Genomic DNA, 23,009 nt, shown 5'->3' with positions numbered 1-23,009 from the left:
GGAAGGCATCAGTCTACCGTCACCGAATGATGTGCGAGCGTTGACGAGCTATCGGGATCATTCGAACCTCTGGTGTTCCCGTCACTGAGCACAAGCACTCGATCACTCATATGCCGCACCACGTCACGGTCATGCGAAACAAAAAGGTACGCGGTGCCATGACGGCGCTGCAACTCATCAAGCAGATCAAGCACACGCGCCTGAACCGTCAAATCAAGCGCCGATACGGGCTCATCAAGCAGCAACAGCTCGGGCTCGGCGGCAAGAGCCCGAGCAATGGCGAGGCGCTGCCGCTGACCACCAGAGAGAGTAGCCGCGTTCTGCCGAAGCGTTGAACTGGCAAGACCAACCTCATCGGCAATACGCTCAGCGTGTGCAAAACGCGAAGCGCGGGGCACACCCGCCGCGCGAAAAGCGTCAACGAGGATAGCGCCAGCACTCTGCCCGCGGGGGAAGGCGGCGAGTGGATCCTGCGGCACGAGAGCGAGCTTTCGGCGCAGCACTCGCTGCTCAGCCCGAGGAGCGACCGCGCGATCAACACCATCGATCAGCACCTGCCCCGCAGAAACCCGGTGCAATCCGAGAGCAACACGCAACAGCGTGGTTTTGCCGCTGCCACTGGACCCAAGCAGGCCAACAGTCTCACCCTCGAACACACTAAACGAGAGGCTTTGCAACACCTCGGGCTCGTTCGAAGCCGCTCGTCCCGCATAGTTTGCGGTCACCTCACGCAGTTCAAGCCGGGGTGCGCCGAGAGATTCGGCGCTGGATCGCTGAGCCACAGCGCTCACCGGTGCTGCGCTGGCGTTCACAGCCGCTGCACGGGTGACCACTGCCGCTGCACTGTTGCTCGCACGCCCTACACCGACAGCCGAGGGGAGCAAACGTTCCCCACGTGGCTTCGTGGCGGGAGAAGCTGCAAGCAACTCGCGAGTGAAGCTGTGGCGAGGGGAGGCAAACACCTCATCAGGGGTACCGGCCTCAACCACCCGGCCCGTACGCATCACCAGCACCAGATCGGCAACCTCACGCACCGCAGTCAAATCGTGACTAATCACCAGCGCCCCGGCTCCCGCGTCTACTCGAGAACGCAGTACCTTCAGCACACGATCACGATGCGCCGCATCAAGTGCGGTAGTCGGCTCATCAGCAACGATGAGCGCTGGATCGGCAACTAGCGCCGAAGCGATCAGCGCACGCTGGCGAAGCCCACCACTGAGCTGGTCAGAACGCAGCCGCAACCGGGACCCGGCCTCGGGCATACCTGCCTCCTCAAGAGCAGCTACCACGCGTGAGCGGCGATCCACCGTGCCGCCGATACGGTGCAGGCGCAACGCGTCACCAACCTCATGCTCGATTCGGCGGAGCGGGTCTAACGCGCCAAGCGCATCTTGCGGAACAAAACCAGCTTTGGCGCCACGAATCGAGTTCCACTCGGCGCTCTGCGCTGGGGGAGCAGCCTCTCCGCGCAACAGGATCTCGCCTCGCCGCTGTGCATAGCGCGGCAATAGGCCAAGCGCCGCACGAGCTGTCAGGGACTTACCCGATCCGCTCTCGCCAACGAGAGCCACGCACTGCCCCGCTTCAAGAGCAAAGCTCACCCCATCGACTGCGGCGCGCTCGCCGCCGGGAAAAGTGATCGATAAATCGCGTAGTTCAAGCAGCGGCGTGATCATCGCAGCACCTCATTTCTACGCTCGATTGAACGGCCAAGCACCGTGCAAGCAACTCCGATCAACACGATTGCAAGGCCTGGGAAAAACGTCATCCACCAGGCGCGCATGAGGTACGGCCGGCCAGCGTTGAGCATCGCGCCCCATTCTGGAGTTGGTGGCGGAGTGCCAAGACCGAGAAACCCGAGTGCGGCGGCCAGGATCACCGCATGGCCGATACCGAGGGTAGCGAGCACCAGCACGGGGCGCATGGTTTCTGGCAGCACCAGGGTGCGCCAAACACGAAGAGTGCCGTCACCCTGCAGGCGTGCGGCTTCGACAGAGCCCGAGCCGAGCGCCTGACGAATCCCGCCGCGCACCATTCGTGCGAAGCCGGGTGCGGTCGAAATGGCAACAGCAATGATTACTGAACTGACACCGGGGCCGCGCACCGCGATCAACAGCAGCGCGAGCAGCAAGCCCGGAAAGGCGAAGAGGGCTTCGATGAGGCGATCCACCGCGTATCGAAGTGGGCCAAGTGCGCGACGCTCGGAGCCACCGGCAAGAGTGCCGAGTGCCAGGCCCGCGAACAGCCCGCAGAGCGTCGCCACAACGCCGATCGTGAGAGAGTCTCGGGTGCCGTGAATGACCCGGCTCAGAATGTCTCGGCCGGAGTCGTCAGTTCCGAAGAGGTGCGTGAGCGAGGGCGGTGCGAAAGCGTTGCTCGCCTCGATTTCGAGTGGCCCGTGCGGAGAGAGCAGCCCTGGTGCGGCAAAGCAGAGAGCAAAGACTGCGAGCATGGCGAGGCTCAACCAGCCTGAGAGGCCAAAACGCTGCGTTGCCTTAAGCATTCGCCACCGCCTGCTGTAAGCGGGCTTCGGTGCGAGGATCAACCCTTGCCACGGTGAGGTCAGTAATGAGGTTCACGAGTACGTAGGCGAGTGCCGCGAATAGCACTACGCCGAGCACAACGGGAATGTCGCGCACAGTAACTGCACTGACCAGGGTGCGGCCGAGCCCGGGCCTCGCAAAAATCACCTCGATCACGGCGGCGCCACCCAGCAGTGAGCCGAGTGACCAGGCGCTCATATTGAGGCCGGGCACAACGCCGTGCCGCAGAATGTGCCGCAGTCGTATGCCTGACTCGCTTTCGCCACGAGCCCGTGCGCTCTCGACGAAAGCCGCATCGCGAGCCTGTTCAACACCGGTGCGACAAACCTGCGCAATAAAACCGGCGGTCGGCAGTGCGAGCGCAACGGCAGGCAGAATGATGCCGTTGAAGCCGCCCGTGCTCACTGCTGGTAGCCAGCCAAGCACACCAGTAAAAAGCAATACCAGCAGGCTCGCTAGCCAGAAGTTGGGCACAGCGGCGGCAAGGAGATCGAGTGCCGTCGTGATCGCCTTGCCAAGCTTTGAATGACCGCTTGCGATATACACACTGCCAAGTGCGAGAAGCCAGGCGATCGCGAGCGAGAGGGCGGTGAGTGAGAGGGTCGGCACTATTGCGGCAGTAAGCACTTGGCTTACCGGGATCTTTTGCGAGTACGAAGTGCCGAGGTCGCCCTGTAAAAGCCGCCAGAGAAAATCGAAGTACTGCGCGAGGATCGGCCGGTCAAGACCAAATTCGACCCGTGCGGCCTCGAGTGCCGCTGCGCTTGCTTGGCTGCCGGGGCCGCCAAGCGCCGCCTCGGCAGGGTCGCCGGGAATCAATTGCAGTGCGACAAACGCCAGCGTCGCGACGGTAAACATTACCGCCGCGGCGCCAGCAACTCGTGCAAGCACGATTCGAAGGGTGATCAACCGGCGACAACCTCACCGAGCCAGGGAGTGCTCACAGTAGGTAGTGCCCGGAAGTCGTTGAGGTCTGCGCGGTACAGGAAGTGATTTTGCTGATCGTAGATGGGGAGAATTACCTGTTGATTGGCGATGATTTGTTGCGCTTGATTGGCGGCAGCCGCGCGCTTCGTGGGGTCTTGTTCACTGCCGACTGTGTCAAGCAGAGCGTCAAGCTCCGGATTTTTGATCATTGCGTGGTTAGCGAAGTAGCCGCTTGGCGCAGGCACGGTGGCGTCGCTGTGGAACAGGAAGCGCAGCACGTCTGGGCCGATCTTCGTGTAGGGGGCGCTGACGAGTTCGTACTCGTGGGCGCCCAGAGCGCCATACCAGGCACCGAGGTCGAGCAGCGAAATCTGCACATCGAAGCCAGCCTCGGACGCAGACGCCTGGATCTGCTCAAAGAGTGCCTGCTCTGCCTGAGTGGATTGTGCGCCGGTTACTGGAAAGCGCAGAGTGAGCGGGTTGCCGTCTTTGCTGCGCACGCCTTCACTGTTTCGCTCGGTCCAGCCTGCCTCATCGAGCAGCGCGTTTGCGCGTTCTAGGTCATATTTGTAGGCGTCGGGGCTTTCGATACCGAGTGGCTCAACGCTTGAGAGTGCACTGTAGGAGCGCTTGGCCGCGCCTTCAAAGAGCGAATCGATGCCGGGGTTTACATCTGCCGCGGCAATAAACGCTTCGCGCACCCGAATGTCGTCGAACGGTGCTTGGCCGCTATTGAGCTCGAGGCGGTTGCTCGCGCCGGGGCGTGGGGCGTTGAGGTGCGCGAGCCCCTGGTCGTTGCTTGCCGTAGTGATCTGGTCGGGGAGGGGGTTGTCGATGACGTCGACCTCACCGCTTTGTAGGGCTGCGAAGCGTGCGGTGGCGTCGGGAATGAAACGCCAGATTAGCTCTGCGGGAGCGTCGTCACCCGCGACCTCAAAACCAGTTGGCGCAGTTGCGTAGTCTGCGTTGCGCTCAAGCACAATGCGGTCCTGCTTGGTCCAGCTACTCACGACAAACGGGCCTGAGCCGATGGGGGCGAGGCAATTCGCTTCTTTGCCTCTTTCGATGCCCGCTGGCGACTGGATCGCGACCCAGGGCTGTGCGAGGGATTCAAGGAGCGCGGCATCGGGGCGGCTGAGGTGGAACCTGGCGAGTTCAGGTGAGACGACCTCGACACTTTCGATTTGCTGCACCGCCAGGTATCCGGTCGAGGAACCGGTGTCTGGGTTCTGCAGGTGTTCAATGTTGGCCTTGACTGCTGCTGCGTCGACCGGGGTGCCATCGGTGAAGGTGGCGGCTGGGTCGAGAGTGAAATCCCAGCTGAGCCCGTCTTCGCTGGTGCTCCATTCGCTTGCAAGCCAGGGCACGATCTCGCCCTTCTCGTTTAGGGAGACGAGCGATTCGAGTACTTGCGTGGCCAGGAGCGCCTGCGGATAGTTGCCGCCAACGTGGGGGTCTAGGCAGTCGGGTTCGGCATCGCCGGTCGCGTAAACGAGGGTGTCGCGAGGCCCCGCGCCGGACTGCGGGCCAGCCGAGCAGGCGGCTAGCGGCAGGATGACAGCGGCGAGGGCCGCGAGGGCGATCCACTTCGGGTTCTTCTTATGTAGGCTCACGAGAACTCATCGTATATTATTAGACTCAGTCTAATAATTCAGTTGGTGAATATTTCTGAAATGGGGCCCAAATGGCGTCGGCAGGCAGGCCAAAACGAGCATCACAAGCACTGCTCCAAGAAGCGGCATTCGAACTGTTCCAGCACCGCGGCTACCGCAACACCACCGTTGAACAGATCGCGAGAACCGCAGGCTTCAGCCGAGCCACCTTCTTCAATTGCTTTTCGTCAAAGGCTGAGCTGTTTTGGTTAGAGACAGACGCGCTGATCGCCTCACTGCGCGCACACCTCGAAGCTGCTCTCGCGGCAGGCGATCCACCGCAGCTTCGCGAAACGCTGTTGAAATTTGCCGAGGGCTTGAGCAGCCAGCAGATTCCGTGGGCGCTGCAAAACTACCGACTGCTTGAAGCCGCCGAAGACCTCACCGCAAGCGGTGCGAGCCGAGTGCTCGGCTTAAACACACTGTTTCAGCGCTATCTCGAACAGCAATATTCCGCGCTGGATCGCCCAGCCCCAGTCGTGCTGCGGTCCCAGGCAGCTGCGACCACCGCAATGCTCGTGAGCGCACTGCTTGGTTGGGTTGACGCCGGAGTCACCAGAGGTAGCTTTGGCGATCAGCTGTCGCTCGCGCTAATACACTGATTGTTATGGCAATTCTTCCAATCGTGATCTGTGGTGAGCCCGTACTGCATACTGACGCGGCTCCCGTAACCGAATTCGACGACGCGCTGCGTGCCCTCGTCGATGACATGTTTGAAACTTGTGAGGCAGCGCCAGGTGTCGGCCTCGCCGCACCCCAGGTGGGCATCGGCAAGCGCATCTTTGTGTGGATGTACGAAGATCAAGACGAAGCCCCGCACCGAGGCGTGGCAATCAACCCAGAACTCTGGATCGCGCCGCTTGAGCCTGGTCTGCCAGGTGAAGAGGAACTCGAGGGTTGCCTCTCGTTCCCAGGCGAGCGTTTCGCGCTTCGCCGTTCACCGCGTGCGCTGCTACGCGCCCAAGACATCGACGGAAAGCCGTTTGAGTTTGAAGCTAGTGGCTGGTTCGCGCGCATCATGCAGCACGAATTTGATCACCTGAACGGGCTACTCTATGTTGATCGCCTGGTGCACCCCGAAAACCGCGGCGCACAGAAAGCTGAGCGCAAGAACGGTTGGGGCAAGCCCGGCCTGAGCTGGACCCCCGGCATCGACGACCTCGAGGGCTAGGCCCTTTCCGTTACGCACGGCCTTCTACCGCCCTGCGACTGTGGCTCTTCCGTGATTCTGCGGCCACCTAGTGGATCGCAGGATCACGGAAGAGCCACGCAGTGCGACAGTGTCAGAGGGCGACTAAGCCGTGATCTTTCGCGAGTCAGTGGTGAAGCACCAAAAGGCACCGGCCGCCGCCAAGAGTGCAGCGGTGAGGGCAAACGCCCAACCAAAGCCTGCGGCATCAACAATCGCGCCTGCAATCGCCGGACCGAGCACGCCGCCGAGGTCGCTCGACATCGAATAGGCGGCCACGACATTACCGCCGCGTCTGCGCGCCAGCACATCGGCCAGCACCGCCTGTTGGCCCGGGTTTGCGAGGGCCGATCCAGCGCCAGCAAAGAGCATGACCACCGCGAGCGCGACAAGTGAGGGCGCGAAACCCATCACTGCGTAACTCGCGGTAAGCACGATCAGGCCGATGATCAGCATTGGTTTGCGCCCAACGCTGTCGTTCCAGCGACCCGCAGGGAAGATGAACACCGCGTTGCCGAGCGCGTAAGCGGCGAGAATCCACGCGGCCATTGTCGCGTCGCCACCAAAACTTACCGCGACAAGCAGCGGAATGATAGAAACGCGCACGCCAAACGATGACCAGCCGAAGCTGAAGACCGAAAACAGCAGTACCCGAAACTGAGGAATGCTGAACGCCTGGCGAAGTGTGAGCTCTGCCTCTTCGCCGCTGCTACCGTTCTGTCCAGCTGTTCCGGCGCGCGCCTGTGGGCTGCCCGCGGCGTGTGATCCGCGCAGGGCAATTGCCACAATAATCGCGGCAGCCACCAGGGTGAGGAAGTAGAAAACGAAGGGAGCCCGCAAGCCGAACGCGGCAACCGCGCCACCGAGCACCGGGCCAAAGAGGCCACCGAGCAAAAAGCCGGCGGCATTGAGGCTCGCCACCCGTCCACGTGATTCGACGGGGCTGACCTTTGCCAGCAGTGCAGTGGCGGCGACGGTGAAAAGTGTGGAGCCGATTCCGCCGGCAGCGCGCAAGGCGACAAACTGCGTGTAGTTCGCGGCGAGAGCCGCGGCGCCGGTTGATCCAGCGACAATCAAAATGCCGATCGTGTAGGTGCGGCGTTCGCCCATTCTGGCAACTGCCCAGCCTGCAAACGGAGCGCTCACCAGACGCATCAGCGCGAATGCACTGACAATTGCCGATGCCGCAAAGTTTGAGACGCCAAATTCGAGAGCAAACTGGGGGATTGCTGGCGCGACCACGCCGTATCCAAGGGCGACCGCGAATCCACCGGCGACCAATGCCCAGACTTCGAAGGGAAGCTTTGTTTTGGCGGGCTTTGTCACCTTACGAGTCTAGGCCCTTTCGGGCGCTAAGGCTGTGCTGCGTTCCACGCTGTACGCTGCCGAGTTATTTCGCGCGCTCGGGCTTCTCAGCGCCGGCCAAGATCGCGGCGAAGATGCTGCTGAGTTGTTCGCGCGAGAGCGGGGTTTCGTTGACTGAGGCGTTCATTGTTGCGCCGTCCATGATCAGGACGATGCCTCTAGCTACTGCCTCGCCGAGTGAGGGGGTAAGGAGTTTGACGATGCCTTCGCTCCACAGGTTTGCGAGTGGGCGAAGTGTGGGGTCAGCATTTGCTGCGACGACGAGCTCAATCGAGATGCGCACAAGTTCGTGCTCGGCAAGAAATTCGCAGATGTCGTCGGTAAGTGTTTCGGGGGAGACTCCGTCGCGTTCAAAGCGTTCGCGGGTGGTGGCGAGGTCGTGTTCGAGCACCTCTGACATTTCGGTGAGCGCTGCGACGCGCAGTTCTTCGAGGTTGGCGAAGTAGCGGGTGGTGGCGCCGAGTGAGACTCCGGCACGCTCGGCTACGCGGCGGTGCGTGAGTTTGGCGAGGCCAACTTCTGGAATCAGTGCCGCGGCGGCATGCACGATTTGCCGCCTGCGCCCCTCGGGATCATGGCGACCGGTTGGCACCGCGTCGTTTGCGACTGGTTTTCCGGTTTGTTGCTCACTAGTCATATCGCCACCATCATACATATGGTACAAATGTACTGTTACTAATTTTTGATGATTCTGATGCAGGAAGAAATGAACGCCAACACCGTGGGGCGCGCCCCACAACTTTCAAAGGCCCGCCGCTGGGCAGCCCTCGCTGTGCTCACCGCCAGCTTGCTCGTGATCACGATGGACATGACCATCTTGAACATTGCGCTGCCAGATCTCGCCGCCGAGCTACACCCCACCGCCGAACAGCAACTGTGGATCATCGACATCTACTCGCTCGTACTGGCAGGCCTACTGGTGTCTTGGGCAGCCATTGCCGACCGATGGGGTCGCAAACGCATGCTCATGCTCGGATATGCAATCTTCTCTGTTGCGTCATTGCTCGTGCTCTTTGCCACCACGGCAGAATCAGTGATCGCCATCCGCGCGTTTCTCGGCGTTGGCGGTGCCATGATCATGCCAACAACTCTGTCGCTGATTCGAATTATCTTCACCGACGCGAAAGAACGCGCAACCGCTCTCGGCATCTGGGCAGCTGTCTCCGGACTCGGCGCCGCAGTCGGCCCCCTCGTCGGTGGTTTCCTCCTTGAACATTTCTCCTGGCACGCAGCGTTCCTCGTGAACGTGCCACTGATGGCTGCCGCCATGCTGGCCGGATTCTTCTTCCTGCCGGAATCGCGCGTGAGCAACCCCGGACGCTGGGACGCACTCGCTGCGCTGCTCTCCTTCGGCGGCATGATCTTGCTGGTCTGGGCAATCAAACAATTTGGCAAGCAGGCAAGCTTTGCCGTGCCAGAGGCCTGGGCTGCCACAGTCGGTGCCGCCATCTTGCTGACTTGGTTCGTTCGCCGCTGCCTGCGCAGCGAATCACCGCTACTCGACCTCACGCTCTTCAAGAGCCGGCCATTCTCTGCAGGTATCGTCGCCGCGCTCGGCACCACCTTCTCAATGGTTGCAGCCCTCTTGCTGATCGCCCAGTGGCTGCAGCTCATCGACGGCGCCAGCCCCATTGAAGCCGGCGTGCGTCTGATGCCAGTCGCCGTCGCCGGTGCAATCGCATCGATGGCAGCACCTGCACTGGCGCGAGCAATCGGCGCGCGAGCCGTGCTCGCCGGCGGTCTTGGACTTGCAGGCTTCGGCATGCTCTACATCGGTCTGCTCGGAGACAACCTTGATCTGATCGGAGTGGAAATCGCGATGACCCTTGTCGGCGCGGGCACCGGATCACTCGCCATCGGCTCGGCCATGATCATGATGGGTTCGCCCGTTGAAAAAGCAGGCAACGCCGGTGCTCTCGAAGAAACCTCATACGAGCTTGGTGCGACAATCGGCGTAGCGATCCTCGGATCGATTTCGGCGCTGATCTACCGATTCCAGTTGTCGGTCGACCCAGCAATGCAGGGGATCGAGCAGGGGTTGCTCGGCGACGCGAAAGAGTCGCTTGGCGCGGCCATGGCCATCTCGAACGAAGCGGGGCTGCCGCAGCTCGCCGAAAGCGCTGCAGAAGCCTTCAACCGCTCGCTGCAGGTGGTTGGCTACGCAGGCGGATTCATGATGCTGGCCGTCGCCGCGTTCGTGTTCTTCTTGACGCCAAAGGGCACCGACGTGACCGAGGCTGAACACTAAACACCTTGCGTTCTAGCGGCCGCGCTACGCTGGCCAAAACGTTGGATCGCCCGCAGGGCAGAACGCTGCTCTCGCCGGGCGATCCAACGTAAAAACTCGCTCACCTAAATAACTCAATCTGCTCACTCAAAGCTCTTCAAAAGCCTCCCGCGGCTTGTCTCCTCGCACCCAGCGGGTATTTGCCGTGTTGGTATACCAATACGAGTAATTTGCCAGCCGGGTGAATTGCGCTGAAGAGGTATGAGGCCGAAAAGCATGAGGCGAAGTGAGACCGAGACCACCAGGCCAGGCAGCCGTATAGCTGCCATGGTGGTCGGTGCCCTAATGTTGGCACCGGCACTGATTGGCGCCGCCGCCGCACCAGCCGAAGCCGTCGGTCTTATCGATATTCCGGTCGACGCAAGCAGCGGACTCGGCGAAACCACACCTGACGGCACGGTACGCCCATTGCCGCGCGCCGTTCAACCAGACGATTCTGAACTGGCAGTGATTCCCGACGAGGTACTGAAGCGCGAGATTGCAAAAGCGCTGAAGACGTCGCCGAGCGGCCTCACCAAGGGAGACCTGCGCAAGCTGCGTTCTCTCACCGCAAAAAACGTTGGAATTACCGACCTCAGTGGTCTTGAAGACGCTTCAAATCTAGATCTGCTGTACATCGACGGTAACGAGATTTCGTCGTTGGAGCCGATTCGTGGGCTCACACAGATGCGCCAGATCACCGTGAGCCGCAACCCGATCTCAGATATCTCGCCACTGCAGAATATGCCGGAACTGAACTGGCTTGAAGTGAATTGGACTGAGATTGACACACTCGAACCACTGCGCGGAAACACCTCGCTGCTTTGGCTCCAGCTTGCCTACACCAAGGTGACTTCGCTTGATCCGATTCGCGAGAGCGTTGGCCTCTACGATCTGAACTTTCAGAACACTGAAATTTCTGATCTTGAACCACTGACACCGCTCACCCGGATCGCAACAATCGGTGCGCAGAGCGCCCAAATCTCTTCACTCGAACCGTTGCGTGGAAAAGAAAATCTTCGTCTCCTCAACGTGAATCGAAACCATGTCACCGACCTCTCCATGCTCGAGACCTGGCCAAACATCTCAACCGTCGGGTTCAACGCGCAGACCGTTACCGGTGGTGAAGCTCTGGTGCCGAGCGGCGCGAGCGAATACACCAGAAGTGATGTGGTCTCGCTCTTCAAGATGCCGTTTGGTGAGCGCCAACGTGTGGTCGATCTCGCCACGCCGACGGCCGACGGAGAAGGCGCAACTTGGAGCGGAATCGCCGAAGACTCGCAGAAGCTTGAGGTCTACCTATCGCAGGCAGTAGTGCCAAACGGCCCAGCATTCTCTGCCACCGTTGACTACTCGGTGGCGCGAGCAGACTTTACGAACCAAACGCCCGGCGACGGATCGCTTGAGGCCCTATATAACTTTGTATTTAGTACGACACCGGGGTTTATTGAAGACACGAACGGCGCTGGCTACAGCCTGCTCGTGGGGGAAGTACCAGGGTTGAGCCTTGGGGAAAAAGGCCAGCTCAGCGGGACACCGAGCGAGCAAGGCGATTTCAGTTTCACCGTGCGTGCCACCGACCGCCACGGCAATACGCTCGATCGCGAATACACGATTCACGTGGGGGCAAAGACCGTAAAGCCGGAACCTCCTGTGAAACCTGGCCCGCCGACCACCGGCGGAGTGACACCACCGCTGGTGAACACCGGTGCTGATTCGCCGTGGGCCTTCGGTGTTGTCGCCCTCACGCTGAGCGTGCTCGGCGCTGCGATTGTGTTGGTAACGCAGCACCTAAGGCGGCGAGCCACTCAGAACTAGTAAGTTCGAAAATCGTCGGCGGCACCCGGTAGCGGGGTCGCCGACGATTTTTGTCTGCCTGAAAATCGCGACAGGTGAGATTTTAAGAACAATTATTTGATCGTAAATCCTGCGTTGATCCAGCGTTATGACACATACTTAAGCCAAACATGCCAAAGCTGACCGGGGGACTGCTGGATGTTTCTGTACAGAGAAGAATTGATGGCTGCGCGCGAGACGCTGCGCAACGAAAGGAACCTGCGAATCGTAGGTTCGCATCAAAGTGGCAGAAGTACCCTCATCAGACAGATCGCGGTTGACGCCGAGGCTTCAGGCTTTGAAGTGATCCTGACTCAGGGAGATTCCCTTGCGCAGTTGCAACCGGGCAGAGTGCTTGAGGAGTTGCGCGCAGCGATTGGCCTTGGCCGGAAACATCGGGGCCTTGGCGATTCAATAGACGAGATCTGCGAGAGGATCTCATCGGCAAGCATCCTGCTTATCGATGATGTACATTTGGCCGACTCGGTGAGTTTGCGCGCACTGCATGAGATTCGAAACAGGCTCTCATTGCGAGTAGTGGTGAGCGTCTTGCAGGGATGCGGCAGAGAAGAAGACTTCCCGGCAGTGTGGCCCGAGCGGGTACTCCGTCTGCCTCCGCTTGACCTCACCGCCACCGGCATGGTGATGCGTGAACTGCTCGGTGGCCCGATTGCCCCCGGCGCAGTCGTGCGTGTGTATGCCAAATCGGGAGGTGTGGTCGGCGTCGCCGCAGCCATCATCGAGGGAGCTCGCGACCGTGGGCTCCTGCACCAGGTTGAAGGCATCTGGCGATTGGCAGGCCAATCTCTCTGGTCAGATGACCTGATTCCCTTTGTCGATTCACTGCTTGGCTACGACGATGCGGCATTGCGCTCACTCATGCGAGCACTGAGCTGGTCAGGTCCGAGATCGCTTGAATCGCTCGTCTCGGCTCATTCGCTTGAGTTGATTGAACGCGGCCTATCACAGGGATATTTGGCCCTTGCCGAAGGCGTCAACGAAACCCGGCTGCAGGTGTGGCCACCAATCTTTGCTGACAGGTTCCGTGGGGCACCTGAACGTATTCTGTACACCGAAGACTCGGCTTCACAGGATTCACATTCTGCCTCGCCGTTTCACCCACACAGCAGCGATCATGCGCTCCTCGCGCGCTCGTTCTCGGACCACGCAGATCAAGTACTCAAGCCGCTCTACGCCGCATGGAATGCTTCGCGAACCGCAGCCGACGCCTCCCAGTACCTGCGTGAAGCACTCGGACTAAGCTCTGAGGCCTCGAGAATCGAGCGCGTAGTCACCGAAACCCGGGCAACACTGCGCGACCCCAACTCCGATGAGTTCGAGTTCTATGTGCAACTCGTGGCCTGGACCCTTGTCGTTGAAGAAGACTCTGTCGGCGCGCGCAAACACCTTGACACCCTTGCGCTCTTTTCACCGCACCTTTCCGGTACAGCAGAATCCATCTGGGAATTGATGGGTGCACTCAACGGGGCCGGGGCTCCGCCATCAGACTTTGAAGTAGCAAATGACCCATATGGGTTCTCGGTCGCTGTGAGGGCGTCGGGGGCAGTGATGCGAGGTCTGGTCACTGAAGCAGACGAGGCAATTCATGAGCTGCACCGCAACGGACAGTTGCGCTATCTCTATGCATATCTCTTCGGCATGCAAGAACTATTGAAGGGCAACCCCGATTCGGCGCTCGAATTTGTACACACTGAGCGTGACGTCGCACGGGCCACCTTTGACCGACCGATGTTCGCGACACTCTCCTACATTTCAGCAGTCATTCACTTTTATCTCGGTGATACCGATGCCGCGAATGATGCTATCGAAGAGGGTCTGGTGATTGGCAGGCCTCGACTGACCATGACCCCGATCTACGCGGCCATGCTGAACCTGCAGGCCATGTCGGCACACTTCCGTGGACAGGCGGCATTGCGAGATGACCTCGTGCGCACAGCCGCACAGCTGTCTTCAGCCCCCGGCCCATTCTTGGGGATCGGTTTGGACATCATCGAGATCATGATGTCGGCTGAACCCGGAATGCAGAAGATCACGCCGGAAAGAGACATCGCAGTGGCGGCAGCCATCAAAATTCGGACCGACCGCGGTTACAACGTTGGCGCGATTCAAATGTCTTTCGCAGTATTGAGCTTCGAATTCAGCGCGCCAGTGGTTGCCGCGCTCACCGAAGCCGAAGCCTTCGCGGACGAGACGGTGTATCGCCGTCCGATAAAGCTGGCCAATGCCCTGGTGGCGAACGACCTTGAACTTGCAACGGCGGTGCTTGCTGAAGCACCAAACCATCACGACCACGCGCTACTGTCACGGCTGGTAGCTTCTGCTGCGCGCAGAGCGGAGCGCGAGAGTAACAACGAATTGAGTGCCGCGCTTTTCTCCCTGGTGCAGGAAGAAGTACCCCAGCCAGAGTTCGTGATCGAAAAGCAGCGCGCACTCCTAAGCAAACGCGAACTCGAAGTTGCGCGGCTCGCCTCAAGCATGTCGAACCCTGAGATCGCGGAACGGTTGAGCCTCAGTAGGCGCACCGTTGAAAACCACATCTCGAACGCGCTGAAAAAGCTCGGTGCGAAAAACCGAGCCGAACTGGTGCACTTGATCGAGCAGGTGTAGTTCGGGGCTACGCCGAGTTATTGTGTGAAAAAGTGCCCCCGGTAGGATTCGAACCTACGACCAGCGGATTAGAAGGCCGCTGCTCTATCCCCTGAGCTACGGAGGCGCGGGTTCAAGAGTATCAGTCCGTTGGGGCTGGGCGAATTCAGCACGCTGTATATCTGGCATACGCACGAGGTGCGCCCAGATCGCGCTGAGGTGAAGCGCGACTGAAGCACTATTGAGGCCCGATTGCGGTCATGGCCTAGCTCCACCGAGCCCGAACGGCGCTCAACTTCTGCAGAATTCCGGCCAACGTCCCAGCGAGGACATTATGGCCACTTGCTAGGATTTTCTCATGAATGCTCGGGCGTACACGTTGGCTTCAACCGGCTCGGAGTCGGCCCTCGATCTTGCACTCGCTCCAGCGCTCACCCCAAACGGCCTCGACGAAACACCGAGCTTTTTTCACGGGTTTGCGACTGCGCCAAGGGTGGTCGCGCAGGGCCTACTCACGCTCGCAGACATTGCAGCCACCCGCTATTTCCAACCGGTGCCCAGCGAGATGCGCGATCCCGTGCTCACCGCGCACGGCGACCGACTGCGTGCAGAAGTATTCTCAGCAGACAACGGAGTCTACGCACGTTTCGATCTACTCGGCACAGGACTCGACGGGGGAGAAATTGCCACCGGAACCACCAACGTCGATATCGGCCCAGACATGCGCCGCGTACTCGCAAACGTGGCAAGCACCGAACTCTTTCACCTCAACGTCGGCAACGACGGGCTCTTAGCAGCAACACCCAGCGATGCACACAGCGAGCGGCCAGTACGAATGCCAGACCGTTGGGTGCGCGCACTCGGCAACGCCGCCGAACTACACACCGCACTTGAACCGAGGTTCACCGTCCCCGCAGCCCAAGCTCGAGCCTTCATCGCAGCCCTGCCACCAGCAACCGGACTTGGCCGTGACGGCTGGCTCACACAGACCCCAAGCGGAATTAAAGTCGCCACAAGAAAACAGGGCAACGCAGTCTTTGTGAGTGGGCTAAACCGTTTGTCCGCACTCAAGCGCCTCCTCACCCAAGCGCAAGCGCTCACCGTGTATGGCACCTCGCCGAAAGGCGAACCCAATACGGTCGACACTCCTCAGCATGAGGGGGGATCCGCTTTCGAACTAGAGCTACCGCACGCCCGGATGCTGATCACGCTCACCCCAAACGCTTCTCGCGGGTATTCGGGCGAAGGTGCGCTGCTCGCCTCGCTAGCGACCCCCGACGTGCAAGAACACGCGGCCACACTCTCTGCACTGCTCTCATTCGACCCCCGCATTGACGTCGCGGCACTCAGCAACGCAGCCGCACTCTCACCGAGCGACACTCAAGAAGCGCTCGCGGTGCTTGCCGCCTCGGGCCGTGTGGGCTGGGACCTTCGCGAACAGGTTTACTTTCATCGCGAGCTACCCGATAACCCAGAACGGGTTGACCGAGACAACCCCAGGCTCGTACGAGCGCGCAGTATCCTCACGCAGCCTGGGGGCGTGCAACGAGATCATGAGCGTTGGATCGTCAACGCCGGCTCCAGCACACACATGGTACGAGAAACGACACAGGGGCTCAGCTGCACCTGCGTCTGGTTTGCGCGACACGGAACCAGCCGAGGACCCTGTGCTCACGCGCTCGCAGTAGAACTCAGCGAGCACACTCAGAGCGCCGCAGACTCAAACGCAGCACCGAACATGCTCACCCGGCCCAGCCGCGAACGTCACGCAGAAGGACAACAACCGACATGAGCCCCGAAGCACTGACGGCACTCGATAAATCACTCGCAATCTTCAAAGAACTCGGCTGGCATGAAGCGAGCAGAGAAGACGACCTCATGGCGTTGCCCCTAGGCGACAACGCCCAGCAGAAGACCGCAAAGGCAGGCCTCGCCAAAGGGGAGTGGGGCAACTTCGCAGAAATAGCTGAAGACTCCTGGGGATGGGTGAGCACCATAGACGTAGACCCCTGCCTGCTCGGGGTCTACACCATTCGTCTCGGCGTGCCAGCCCGCCGCGCATTCGAGGTCTATCCGGTCGCGCTCGCCGTAGAGTCGCAAGCCAAGCTGCTGGCCGCTCGCGGTGCAGAGTTCCTCACACAGTTCACCGCACTGCGCCGCGCCGGCTCCCGCTACACTCCAGCCATCACGAGCGCCCTCAACCAACTGCCAGAAGCGCCCCTGCCCACAGACACCGACTACCTACAAAACTGGGCGATCCAAAGCTTCGCAGCGTTCGAAGTGAGCACCCCAAAACAAAATCTCGACCCGATAGCTCGCCGCGAAGCCGAAGCACTCGCGCGCAGCGCTCAAGTCCCGTTAACAGAAATCACACCACGCCTCGCCGAACACCTACGGGCCGTGCTGCGCGGCGGAGTGAGCACCTCGGGCGACTGGTCAGGGCTGATCAAACACACAGTCGATGCAGGTTACCTCGAACAGAGTGAAGCACAAGAACTCACCCTCTACGCGATGGAAGCAGCCCAGCGCCCCATAGACCGCAAAACATTCGCTGAGGTGCTCACGAACGACCTCGCTGCAGACGAAGCGTTCCTGCTCGAACACGCGAGTGTACTTGCCTCGGTACTGAGCTTCGGTGAAGACGCACTCATCCACCTCTTCACACCCACACTGCTGAGCGCCACAGACGACGAACTCACCGCCCAGGTCATACTGATCGGACTCAACGCAAAAAGCACCAAAGCGAAAGCGGCCGTCCTCACCGCCGCAATGCAGGCAGCGCAACCAGGCGACGAGACCAAAACGATAATCGCCGAAACACTCGCACCGCTACTGAACGCCAAAGACAAGAAGCTCGCAGCCCTAGCAGCGCAGCTCAAAGACACGTGGCAACTCGACGCACAAGCCCTCAAAGAAGAACCTGTTCCCGGTGCGCGCGGCCTTTGGCAGGCGACCCCAGCGCTCGCCGCAGTGCCGCGCCTTGCGGAGGGGCGATCCGGCGCAGAAGAACTCACTGCACTCACCTCTGAGCTGCTTGCCGCGAACAATGAGTCGTTGACGCTTGCTGGTGAGCGTTTCCTGGCGACTGCCAACGCGGTCGCGCGCGAAGACCCAGCCGCGGCCCGCGAGGCGTTGCGCGGTGTACCGAGGCGGTGGGAAGCGGTGCTGCACCCGGTGCGCGGATGGGTGCGCGGAGAAACTATGATTGGCGCGGATCAGCCGGCCTCGGCGGGCAAAAACGCTCACGTTGAGTCGGTTGTGCGAGCCCGCGCCGCCGCAGTCTTTTTGCGTCTCGGTGAGGTTCCGATTCTGCTTTCTACTCCTACCTGGCAAGATTTTCGTGTCGATGGAGCCGACCTCGCTGCACGACTTGACCGCTATGTTGAAGCCGACGCTGCGGTTTCAGAAGCTGACTTGCAGCTGATGCTGTCGCGCCTTGACCGTGACTCTCTCGATGTGACTCTTCGGGCGAAGCTTGCCGCCTCGCCGGTCCGTATTGTGTTGCAAGACGGTACAGTGTTGCGGCGGAATGTCGGTGATGTGCTGGGTACTGTGCTCTCGAAGCCTTACGAACACCCGGGTTTTGATAGCGATGGGTTCGCTAAAGAGCTGCCTTCGATTGCGGAGTTGAGCGGTAGCGCTGATCTTCCTGATCGACGGATCGGCCGCAACATCACAATCACCGAGTTTCCGAATTGGGCAGAGAGTGAACTTGAGTGGCGGCAGCCTGGAGCGGCGATAAATCGCAAGGCACCAAACGGTGTGGTGCCTTCTTCTGCGCTGCTGAGCTTCTCTGAAGAGCGCAGCGGAGACATTGAGGCGGCCATTGCGGCTTGGCAGCATGGCACCCTCGTGCCTGGAATTGCTGACGCGCGACAATTTGTGTGGGGCGGTTCGATTTCGTCAATCGCGTCCCGAGTGCGCAATTGGCAAGAACTCGCCGAAAACGGCATGCTTTCGCTTATCTGGCCGCTTGTGGCAGACGTGGTGCAGATCAGTTCGGAACAAAGCCGCATCGCGCCCGGTGTCACTGAAGCGATTGAGCTGCTTCAGTTGATGCTGCCTGAGGTGCAGCTTGCGGTTGACGCGGGCCTCGCGGGCAGCGACACAATGGCATTGCCAGGCGTGCGCGCGATTGCGTCCCGAACGGGCTCATCGAAGGCGGTTGCTGCAGCTCGCGCCCTCGTGTCGATTTTGCCTGAAACAGCAATGGTCGCGAGTCCTGGGGGCAACGCTGGATCACCGGGCGTGCTGGCTACGCCGGCAGAGATGAGCGATACCGAGTTCGCTGAGGCTTGGCAGGCGACTGGCGATCCAGCGTCTATTGATGATGGCGCGATCCTGAAATATGAGGCGGTGCAAACGAAGCGCGGCAGTGTAATGGTGGTGCACCTTACTCTGGGTGATGGTACGGAGTGCCAATTCGAGAGCTCGTGGACGTATGGTCTTGGGATGGAAGGCCGGGCGAGCCTTGGCGACCAAAAGTGGCTTGAATTTGATGCGGAGTCTGGCCGGCTTGTTGAGATCTCAGAGCGCTACCGGCGCGAAGCGCCTCCCGTGCTCTCGCGCTCACTTATGGTGCTGTTTTTCGCCACGCAGCAGCAAGCTGACCCTGAGATGTACTACTTCGGTGCTGCGGTTGAGAACGGCCTGCTTGGGCCGACTCGAATGGCCGATACTACGAGCCTGATGCTCGCCGAAGCCGACTTTAACCCCTACCTGATGGTGAGGCAGCTTTCACGTTATCCCGAGCTCCTATCGGCGTTTTATCCGGTGTTGACCCGGTCGATTGCGCACGCGAGCACGCTCGGTACGACACCACCGCGCTGGCTCGTACGGATCATCGACATCGCGATTGAGTTTGCTCCCGTGCTGCGAGCTGCTGCTGCTCGGGGGCAGATGCTTGAGAGCGAAGCCGGCTGGGCGGGTCTTGTTGAAATTGGCGACACCACTCGTTCTGCTGCGGTGAAGCGTAAGGCGAAGGTGTTGATCGAGGCGCTTGGATAGCAAGTTTGGTCGACCCACCAGTTTTGCGTAGAGCGTTCGGTGAATCGTCACAATCAACCACCGATTAGTGTTGCGTACACTCGCAAGAAAAGGCGATGTGCGAACCTGCAAGTCAAATTCCAAAGGGGGAATCACTGTGACCACCACACTGCTTCGTGGAGGAAATCTATTTGTCGGAACTTCGAAGCTGCGCCGTGCAGATTTGCTGATCTCGGCAGAGGGCATTCTTGAGATTGCTGATCGGATCGACCCGAGTGACGATCGCGTTGACGAGGTTGTGGAGCTCAACGGTAAGGCTGTGCTGCCGGGGCTTATCGATAGCCATGTGCATTTGCTGGTTGATGGCGTCGACGAGATGCAGCGCTTGCATGAGCCTTATTCGACTCCGTATTACCGGGCCACGAAGGTGTTGCGTGAGACTCTTGAGCGTGGGATCACCACGGTTCGTGATGCTGGCGGCGCTGATCAGGGGCTCAAGCACGCGCTTGCAACGGGTCTTATTGAGGGCCCTCAGGTGCTCACCGCGGTCACGATCCTCGGTCAGACCGGTGGGCATTCTGACGGTATGAGTCCGTGTGGCGTCGACCTTTCGCTGATGCCGGCGACGCCGGGTCGCCCGAGCGGTATTGTGAACGGGCCTGAAGAGATGCGTACCCGTGTTCGTGAGCTTCAGCGCGCGGGTGCCGATGTGATCAAGATCTGCACTACGGGTGGCGTGCTCTCACCGTCTGATGATCCTCGCCACAGCCAGTTTGCTATGGATGAGATTGAGATGTGCGTGCGCGAAGCGGCCGTGACTGGTCTTGGTGTCATGGCTCACGCCCAGGGCCCGGCTGGCGTGTTGAACGCTGTTCGCGGTGGCGTCCGCTCAGTTGAGCACGGTATCTACGCGACAGATGAGTGCTGGGATGCAATGCTTGAGCGTGGCACCTGGCTCGTGCCTACCCTGATCGCGCCGGTTGCGCTGCTGCGAGCTATTGATGGCGGCGCGAAGGTTTCTCCGACGGTGAAGCAGAAAGCGAGCGATGCGGTCACTCAGCACATGGTGAATGTGCGCAAGGCGGTGAACGCTGGTGTGCGTATCGCTATGGGGACTGATGCGGGTGTGTTTCCGCATGAATACAGCCTCGCTGAGCTTTCGCTGATGGAAGAGGCAGGCCTTGAGCCACACGAGGTTATTGAGGCTGCCACGATTTCTGCTGCTGAGTTGCTTGGGTTAGGTGACCGTGGTCGTATTGAGGTTGGCATGCGCGCTGACGTGATCGTGGTTGATGGCGATCCATTCGATTTCGATGGTTTTGCTGATCGGGTGCTGCGGGTTTTCCAAGCTGGATCGCAGCGAGTTTCACGAGAACTCTGAGCGGGCATATCGCGCTGGGCTCGCTCATGCTTCTAAGGTAGAAGTATGAGCGAGCTTGAATCACGACTCAGAGAACTCCCCGCTTTTCCGGCTGAGCTTCCGGTGCTGCTTGAATCAGACTTGCCTGATTCTCCGCACGAGCTTTTTCTGGATTGGCTCGAAGCGGCCATTGCTGGTGGGGCGCGTCAGCCGCATGCAATGACTATGCTCACGACGCGTGCTGACGGCACTCCGGTGGGTCGCACACTCATCGTGAAAGACATTGATGCCGATGGGTATCATTTTTCAACGCATCGAAGCTCTCGCAAGGGTCAAGAGATTGCTGCGAATCCACGTATCTCGTTTGTGTTCTTTTGGCGTGAAACCGGTCGACAGGTGCGGATCACTGGTAACGCGGTTGCGTTGAGCGAGGAGATTTCGCAGGCCGATTGGGCTGGTCGTCCGAGCTATGCCGGTGTGCCAAATGAGGATTGGCAGCGTTATGCGCTTGTGCCAGATGAGTTCGAGTTTATGCAGGCCAGGGAAGATCGTCAGCACACCCGCATTGATTATTTGCTAGGGGAGGATGGCTGGTCGCACTCGCCGGTAGAAACCCCTGCTGGTTGAACGTTCTCTCGCCGCTGCTGAGGCACCAATCGGGAGTCAGTGGAGGAGTGTCAGGGGTGAAGTGATCTATCGGAGCTCTCGCCATTGAGTGAACCGTAGACCACTCCTGACGCTACCCCCTTTCGGGGGTGAAAAGCAGTGATTGTGATCTGTTCGTTACCTCAGGTCAAACTTCAGACGCATGGCCAAAAAAGCCGAGACTGCGCATGAAATGCAACCGAAGGCACAGACAACTACTACTCGTCGAAGGTATTCACCATAGCCAGCGCTGCACGCTCGATGTAATCTCGGAAAGCTACGTCATGCATCGGGGGCAGAGCCGCCTGGTCAAGAGCCGCGTGCATGTGCATCAGCCAGTGTTCCTTTGCCTTCGGCGACACAGCAAACGGCATGTGCCGCATACGAAGACGAGGATGGCCGCGCTGTTCTGAATAGGTGCCAGGGCCACCCCAGTACTGCTCAAGAAAAGCGCGCAATCGCCACTCTGAGCCTTCCCAATCGTCTTGAGGGTACATCGGGGCCAAAAGCGGATCATTTCGCACACCTTGATAAAAGTGATGCACGATCAATTCAAAAGTGGGGGTGCCGCCGACCTGCTGCCAGAGCGTGTCGCTGAGGGCAGCGCCGTGCTCGCCACTGCGCAGTGTGAGATTTGGTGCCGGTGCGCTTTGCTCCGCGGCCGCCGTAGCGGCTACGTGCTGCTGTGCCGCGAGCCGCTGGCGATCCTCGGCCCCTGAAAGTGGCGAAGCCTGCTCGGTCAAAGTGATCCCCCTAGATTTCGCGGCAACTCATTCGCCAGGCGAATGCCCTGCTCTTCAAAGTTCTTCCTGATCAGTGCGCGCAACTCGCGCTGCACCGAATACTGCGCCTCGGGCCTCGTGCGCACCGTGAGTCGCAGCGTGGCCCGGTCGCCATACACACTCTCAAGTCCCAGAATCTCTGGCTCGCCAGTCACCCTGCGCGCAAACTGCGCCGAACGCAAGAGCTCGCTCGCGCTCTCAAGAGCCGTGCGCTCAACCAGCGCAAGATCTTCGTCGCTTGACACCGTAATGTCGATGATGGCGCGACCCCAACCCTGCGAAGCGTTGCCCAGAGTCAAGATTTCGCCATTGCGTACAAACCAGAGTGTGCCGTCCATCGCGCGCACCTGCGTCACGCGGATACCGACGTCTTCAACAGTGCCGGTCACCTCGCCGATCGTTACGAGGTCACCAACCCCCATTTGGTCCTCTGAGACCATAAACAGGCCGTTCAGAATGTCTTTCACCACGTTTTGCGCACCAAAGGCGAGGCCTGCCGCGATAAAACCAGCCGAAGTAATCACCGTTGCTGGGTCGACATTAAACTGCAGCAAAATCAAGAAGAACGCGGCAATAACCGTGCCCCAGTTAATAATGTTGCGGCCGAATGTGCCCAGCGTACGGGTGCGCTGCACAGCACGCGCATTAATGTATGGGCCGGCGGCGAGTTCCTGAGTGCTGTCTACGTCCTGCGCCTTTTTCACGCCGCGCACGACACCGCGCACCGCGCGGCCAAGCACCACCCGCAGCATCCAATTGGCGACGAGGCAAAGCCCAATCACCAAGAGGATCCGCCAGACGATCTGGTACTCGGCGAAAAAGGCCCCAACAGCCCCCAGGAACTCACTCAT

The 23,009-nt window shown here is 60.1% G+C and carries 17 protein-coding genes and 1 tRNA gene; 9 read left to right on the top strand and 9 right to left on the bottom strand.

Features of this window, described 5'->3' with window-relative positions:
- Positions 1-8: 8 nt before the first annotated feature.
- From QBL02_RS13650 to QBL02_RS13635, 4 genes are read right to left on the bottom strand one after another with little or no spacing between them, the layout of a single operon-like run.
- Positions 9-1,676: an ATP-binding cassette domain-containing protein gene (locus tag QBL02_RS13650; RefSeq protein WP_282726992.1), complete on the bottom strand. Its 1,668-nt coding sequence runs from the start codon at positions 1,674-1,676 to the stop codon at positions 9-11.
- Positions 1,673-2,503, bottom strand: coding sequence for an ABC transporter permease (locus QBL02_RS13645; protein WP_282726991.1), 831 nt, complete (start codon positions 2,501-2,503; stop codon positions 1,673-1,675). The genes QBL02_RS13650 and QBL02_RS13645 overlap by 4 nt, the downstream gene beginning before the upstream one ends.
- Positions 2,496-3,452 carry an ABC transporter permease gene (locus tag QBL02_RS13640; protein WP_282726990.1) on the bottom strand — a complete coding sequence of 319 codons (957 nt, stop codon included), beginning with the start codon at positions 3,450-3,452 and terminating at the stop codon, positions 2,496-2,498. Before QBL02_RS13640 ends, QBL02_RS13645 begins: the two co-directional genes overlap by 8 nt.
- Positions 3,449-5,083: an ABC transporter substrate-binding protein gene (locus QBL02_RS13635; protein ID WP_282726989.1), complete on the bottom strand. Its 1,635-nt coding sequence runs from the start codon at positions 5,081-5,083 to the stop codon at positions 3,449-3,451. Before QBL02_RS13635 ends, QBL02_RS13640 begins: the two co-directional genes overlap by 4 nt.
- Before the next feature lie 71 nt (positions 5,084-5,154).
- Between QBL02_RS13635 and QBL02_RS13630 the strand changes: the two genes are divergently transcribed.
- Both QBL02_RS13630 and def read left to right on the top strand, forming a co-directional pair.
- Positions 5,155-5,724, top strand: a complete 570-nt coding sequence (locus QBL02_RS13630) for a TetR/AcrR family transcriptional regulator (RefSeq protein WP_282726988.1) — start codon at positions 5,155-5,157, stop codon at positions 5,722-5,724.
- A 5-nt stretch (positions 5,725-5,729) separates the two neighbouring features.
- Positions 5,730-6,293: a peptide deformylase gene (gene def / locus QBL02_RS13625; RefSeq protein ID WP_282726987.1), complete on the top strand. Its 564-nt coding sequence runs from the start codon at positions 5,730-5,732 to the stop codon at positions 6,291-6,293.
- A gap of 123 nt (positions 6,294-6,416) precedes the next feature.
- On the opposite strand, the gene QBL02_RS13620 is transcribed toward def, so the two are convergent.
- Together QBL02_RS13620 and QBL02_RS13615 are read right to left on the bottom strand one after the other, a co-directional pair.
- Entirely contained in the window at positions 6,417-7,637 is a 1,221-nt protein-coding gene (locus QBL02_RS13620) for an MFS transporter (RefSeq protein ID WP_282726986.1), read from the bottom strand.
- A 64-nt stretch (positions 7,638-7,701) separates the two neighbouring features.
- On the bottom strand, positions 7,702-8,313 hold the full coding sequence (locus tag QBL02_RS13615; RefSeq protein WP_282726985.1) for a TetR family transcriptional regulator: 612 nt from the start codon (positions 8,311-8,313) through the stop codon (positions 7,702-7,704).
- Positions 8,314-8,361: 48 nt separating this feature from the next.
- On the opposite strand from QBL02_RS13615, the gene QBL02_RS13610 reads away from it, so the two are divergent.
- From QBL02_RS13610 to QBL02_RS13600, 3 genes are all read left to right on the top strand, one after another.
- Positions 8,362-9,924: an MFS transporter gene (locus tag QBL02_RS13610; RefSeq protein ID WP_282726984.1), complete on the top strand. Its 1,563-nt coding sequence runs from the start codon at positions 8,362-8,364 to the stop codon at positions 9,922-9,924.
- Between the two features lie 255 nt (positions 9,925-10,179).
- Positions 10,180-11,760, top strand: a complete 1,581-nt coding sequence (locus tag QBL02_RS13605) for a leucine-rich repeat domain-containing protein (protein WP_282726983.1) — start codon at positions 10,180-10,182, stop codon at positions 11,758-11,760.
- A gap of 177 nt (positions 11,761-11,937) precedes the next feature.
- Positions 11,938-14,406 (top strand): helix-turn-helix transcriptional regulator, encoded by a 2,469-nt coding sequence (locus QBL02_RS13600; protein WP_282726981.1) that lies wholly within the window; start codon positions 11,938-11,940, stop codon positions 14,404-14,406.
- 33 nt (positions 14,407-14,439) lie between these two features.
- On the opposite strand, the gene QBL02_RS13595 is transcribed toward QBL02_RS13600, so the two are convergent.
- Positions 14,440-14,512: transfer RNA gene (locus tag QBL02_RS13595), tRNA-Arg, on the bottom strand.
- A gap of 231 nt (positions 14,513-14,743) precedes the next feature.
- Here QBL02_RS13595 and QBL02_RS13590 point away from each other — a divergent pair.
- From QBL02_RS13590 to QBL02_RS13575, 4 genes are all read left to right on the top strand, one after another.
- Complete coding sequence (locus tag QBL02_RS13590) at positions 14,744-16,177, top strand: SWIM zinc finger family protein (protein ID WP_282726980.1); 1,434 nt, start codon at positions 14,744-14,746, stop codon at positions 16,175-16,177.
- Positions 16,174-19,392, top strand: a complete 3,219-nt coding sequence (locus QBL02_RS13585) for a hypothetical protein (protein WP_282726979.1) — start codon at positions 16,174-16,176, stop codon at positions 19,390-19,392. Before QBL02_RS13590 ends, QBL02_RS13585 begins: the two co-directional genes overlap by 4 nt.
- A 136-nt stretch (positions 19,393-19,528) precedes the next feature.
- The gene (locus QBL02_RS13580) at positions 19,529-20,752 is read left to right on the top strand and encodes an amidohydrolase family protein (protein ID WP_282726978.1); all 1,224 of its coding nucleotides are present in this window, start codon (positions 19,529-19,531) and stop codon (positions 20,750-20,752) included.
- A gap of 45 nt (positions 20,753-20,797) precedes the next feature.
- Complete coding sequence (locus tag QBL02_RS13575; protein WP_282726977.1) at positions 20,798-21,358, top strand: pyridoxamine 5'-phosphate oxidase family protein; 561 nt, start codon at positions 20,798-20,800, stop codon at positions 21,356-21,358.
- 236 nt (positions 21,359-21,594) lie between these two features.
- Here QBL02_RS13575 and QBL02_RS13570 read toward each other — a convergent pair whose 3' ends face one another.
- Both QBL02_RS13570 and QBL02_RS13565 read right to left on the bottom strand, forming a co-directional pair.
- Positions 21,595-22,119, bottom strand: coding sequence for a globin (locus QBL02_RS13570; protein ID WP_349238646.1), 525 nt, complete (start codon positions 22,117-22,119; stop codon positions 21,595-21,597).
- Positions 22,116-23,009 (bottom strand): mechanosensitive ion channel family protein, encoded by an 894-nt coding sequence (locus QBL02_RS13565; RefSeq protein WP_282726976.1) that lies wholly within the window; start codon positions 23,007-23,009, stop codon positions 22,116-22,118. Before QBL02_RS13565 ends, QBL02_RS13570 begins: the two co-directional genes overlap by 4 nt.

This window comes from Leucobacter sp. UT-8R-CII-1-4, assembly GCF_030010235.1.
In the GTDB taxonomy this organism is placed as follows: Bacteria; Actinomycetota; Actinomycetes; order Actinomycetales; family Microbacteriaceae; genus Leucobacter.
This window is presented reverse-complemented; position numbering and strand designations above follow the sequence as displayed.

What these genes read in the sequence shown, in the direction of transcription:
- QBL02_RS13650 (WP_282726992.1), bottom strand. Translation starts at nt 1,676, where the DNA reads ATGATCACGCCGCTGCTTGAACTACGCGATTTATCGATCACTTTTCCC.
- QBL02_RS13645 (WP_282726991.1), bottom strand. Translation starts at nt 2,503, where the DNA reads ATGCTTAAGGCAACGCAGCGTTTTGGCCTCTCAGGCTGGTTGAGCCTC.
- QBL02_RS13630 (WP_282726988.1), top strand. Translation starts at nt 5,155, where the DNA reads ATGGCGTCGGCAGGCAGGCCAAAACGAGCATCACAAGCACTGCTCCAA.
- def (WP_282726987.1), top strand. Translation starts at nt 5,730, where the DNA reads ATGGCAATTCTTCCAATCGTGATCTGTGGTGAGCCCGTACTGCATACT.
- QBL02_RS13615 (WP_282726985.1), bottom strand. Translation starts at nt 8,313, where the DNA reads ATGACTAGTGAGCAACAAACCGGAAAACCAGTCGCAAACGACGCGGTG.
- QBL02_RS13610 (WP_282726984.1), top strand. Translation starts at nt 8,362, where the DNA reads ATGATTCTGATGCAGGAAGAAATGAACGCCAACACCGTGGGGCGCGCC.
- QBL02_RS13605 (WP_282726983.1), top strand. Translation starts at nt 10,180, where the DNA reads ATGAGGCGAAGTGAGACCGAGACCACCAGGCCAGGCAGCCGTATAGCT.
- QBL02_RS13600 (WP_282726981.1), top strand. Translation starts at nt 11,938, where the DNA reads ATGTTTCTGTACAGAGAAGAATTGATGGCTGCGCGCGAGACGCTGCGC.
- QBL02_RS13590 (WP_282726980.1), top strand. Translation starts at nt 14,744, where the DNA reads ATGAATGCTCGGGCGTACACGTTGGCTTCAACCGGCTCGGAGTCGGCC.
- QBL02_RS13585 (WP_282726979.1), top strand. Translation starts at nt 16,174, where the DNA reads ATGAGCCCCGAAGCACTGACGGCACTCGATAAATCACTCGCAATCTTC.
- QBL02_RS13575 (WP_282726977.1), top strand. Translation starts at nt 20,798, where the DNA reads ATGAGCGAGCTTGAATCACGACTCAGAGAACTCCCCGCTTTTCCGGCT.
- QBL02_RS13565 (WP_282726976.1), bottom strand. Translation starts at nt 23,009, where the DNA reads ATGAGTGAGTTCCTGGGGGCTGTTGGGGCCTTTTTCGCCGAGTACCAG.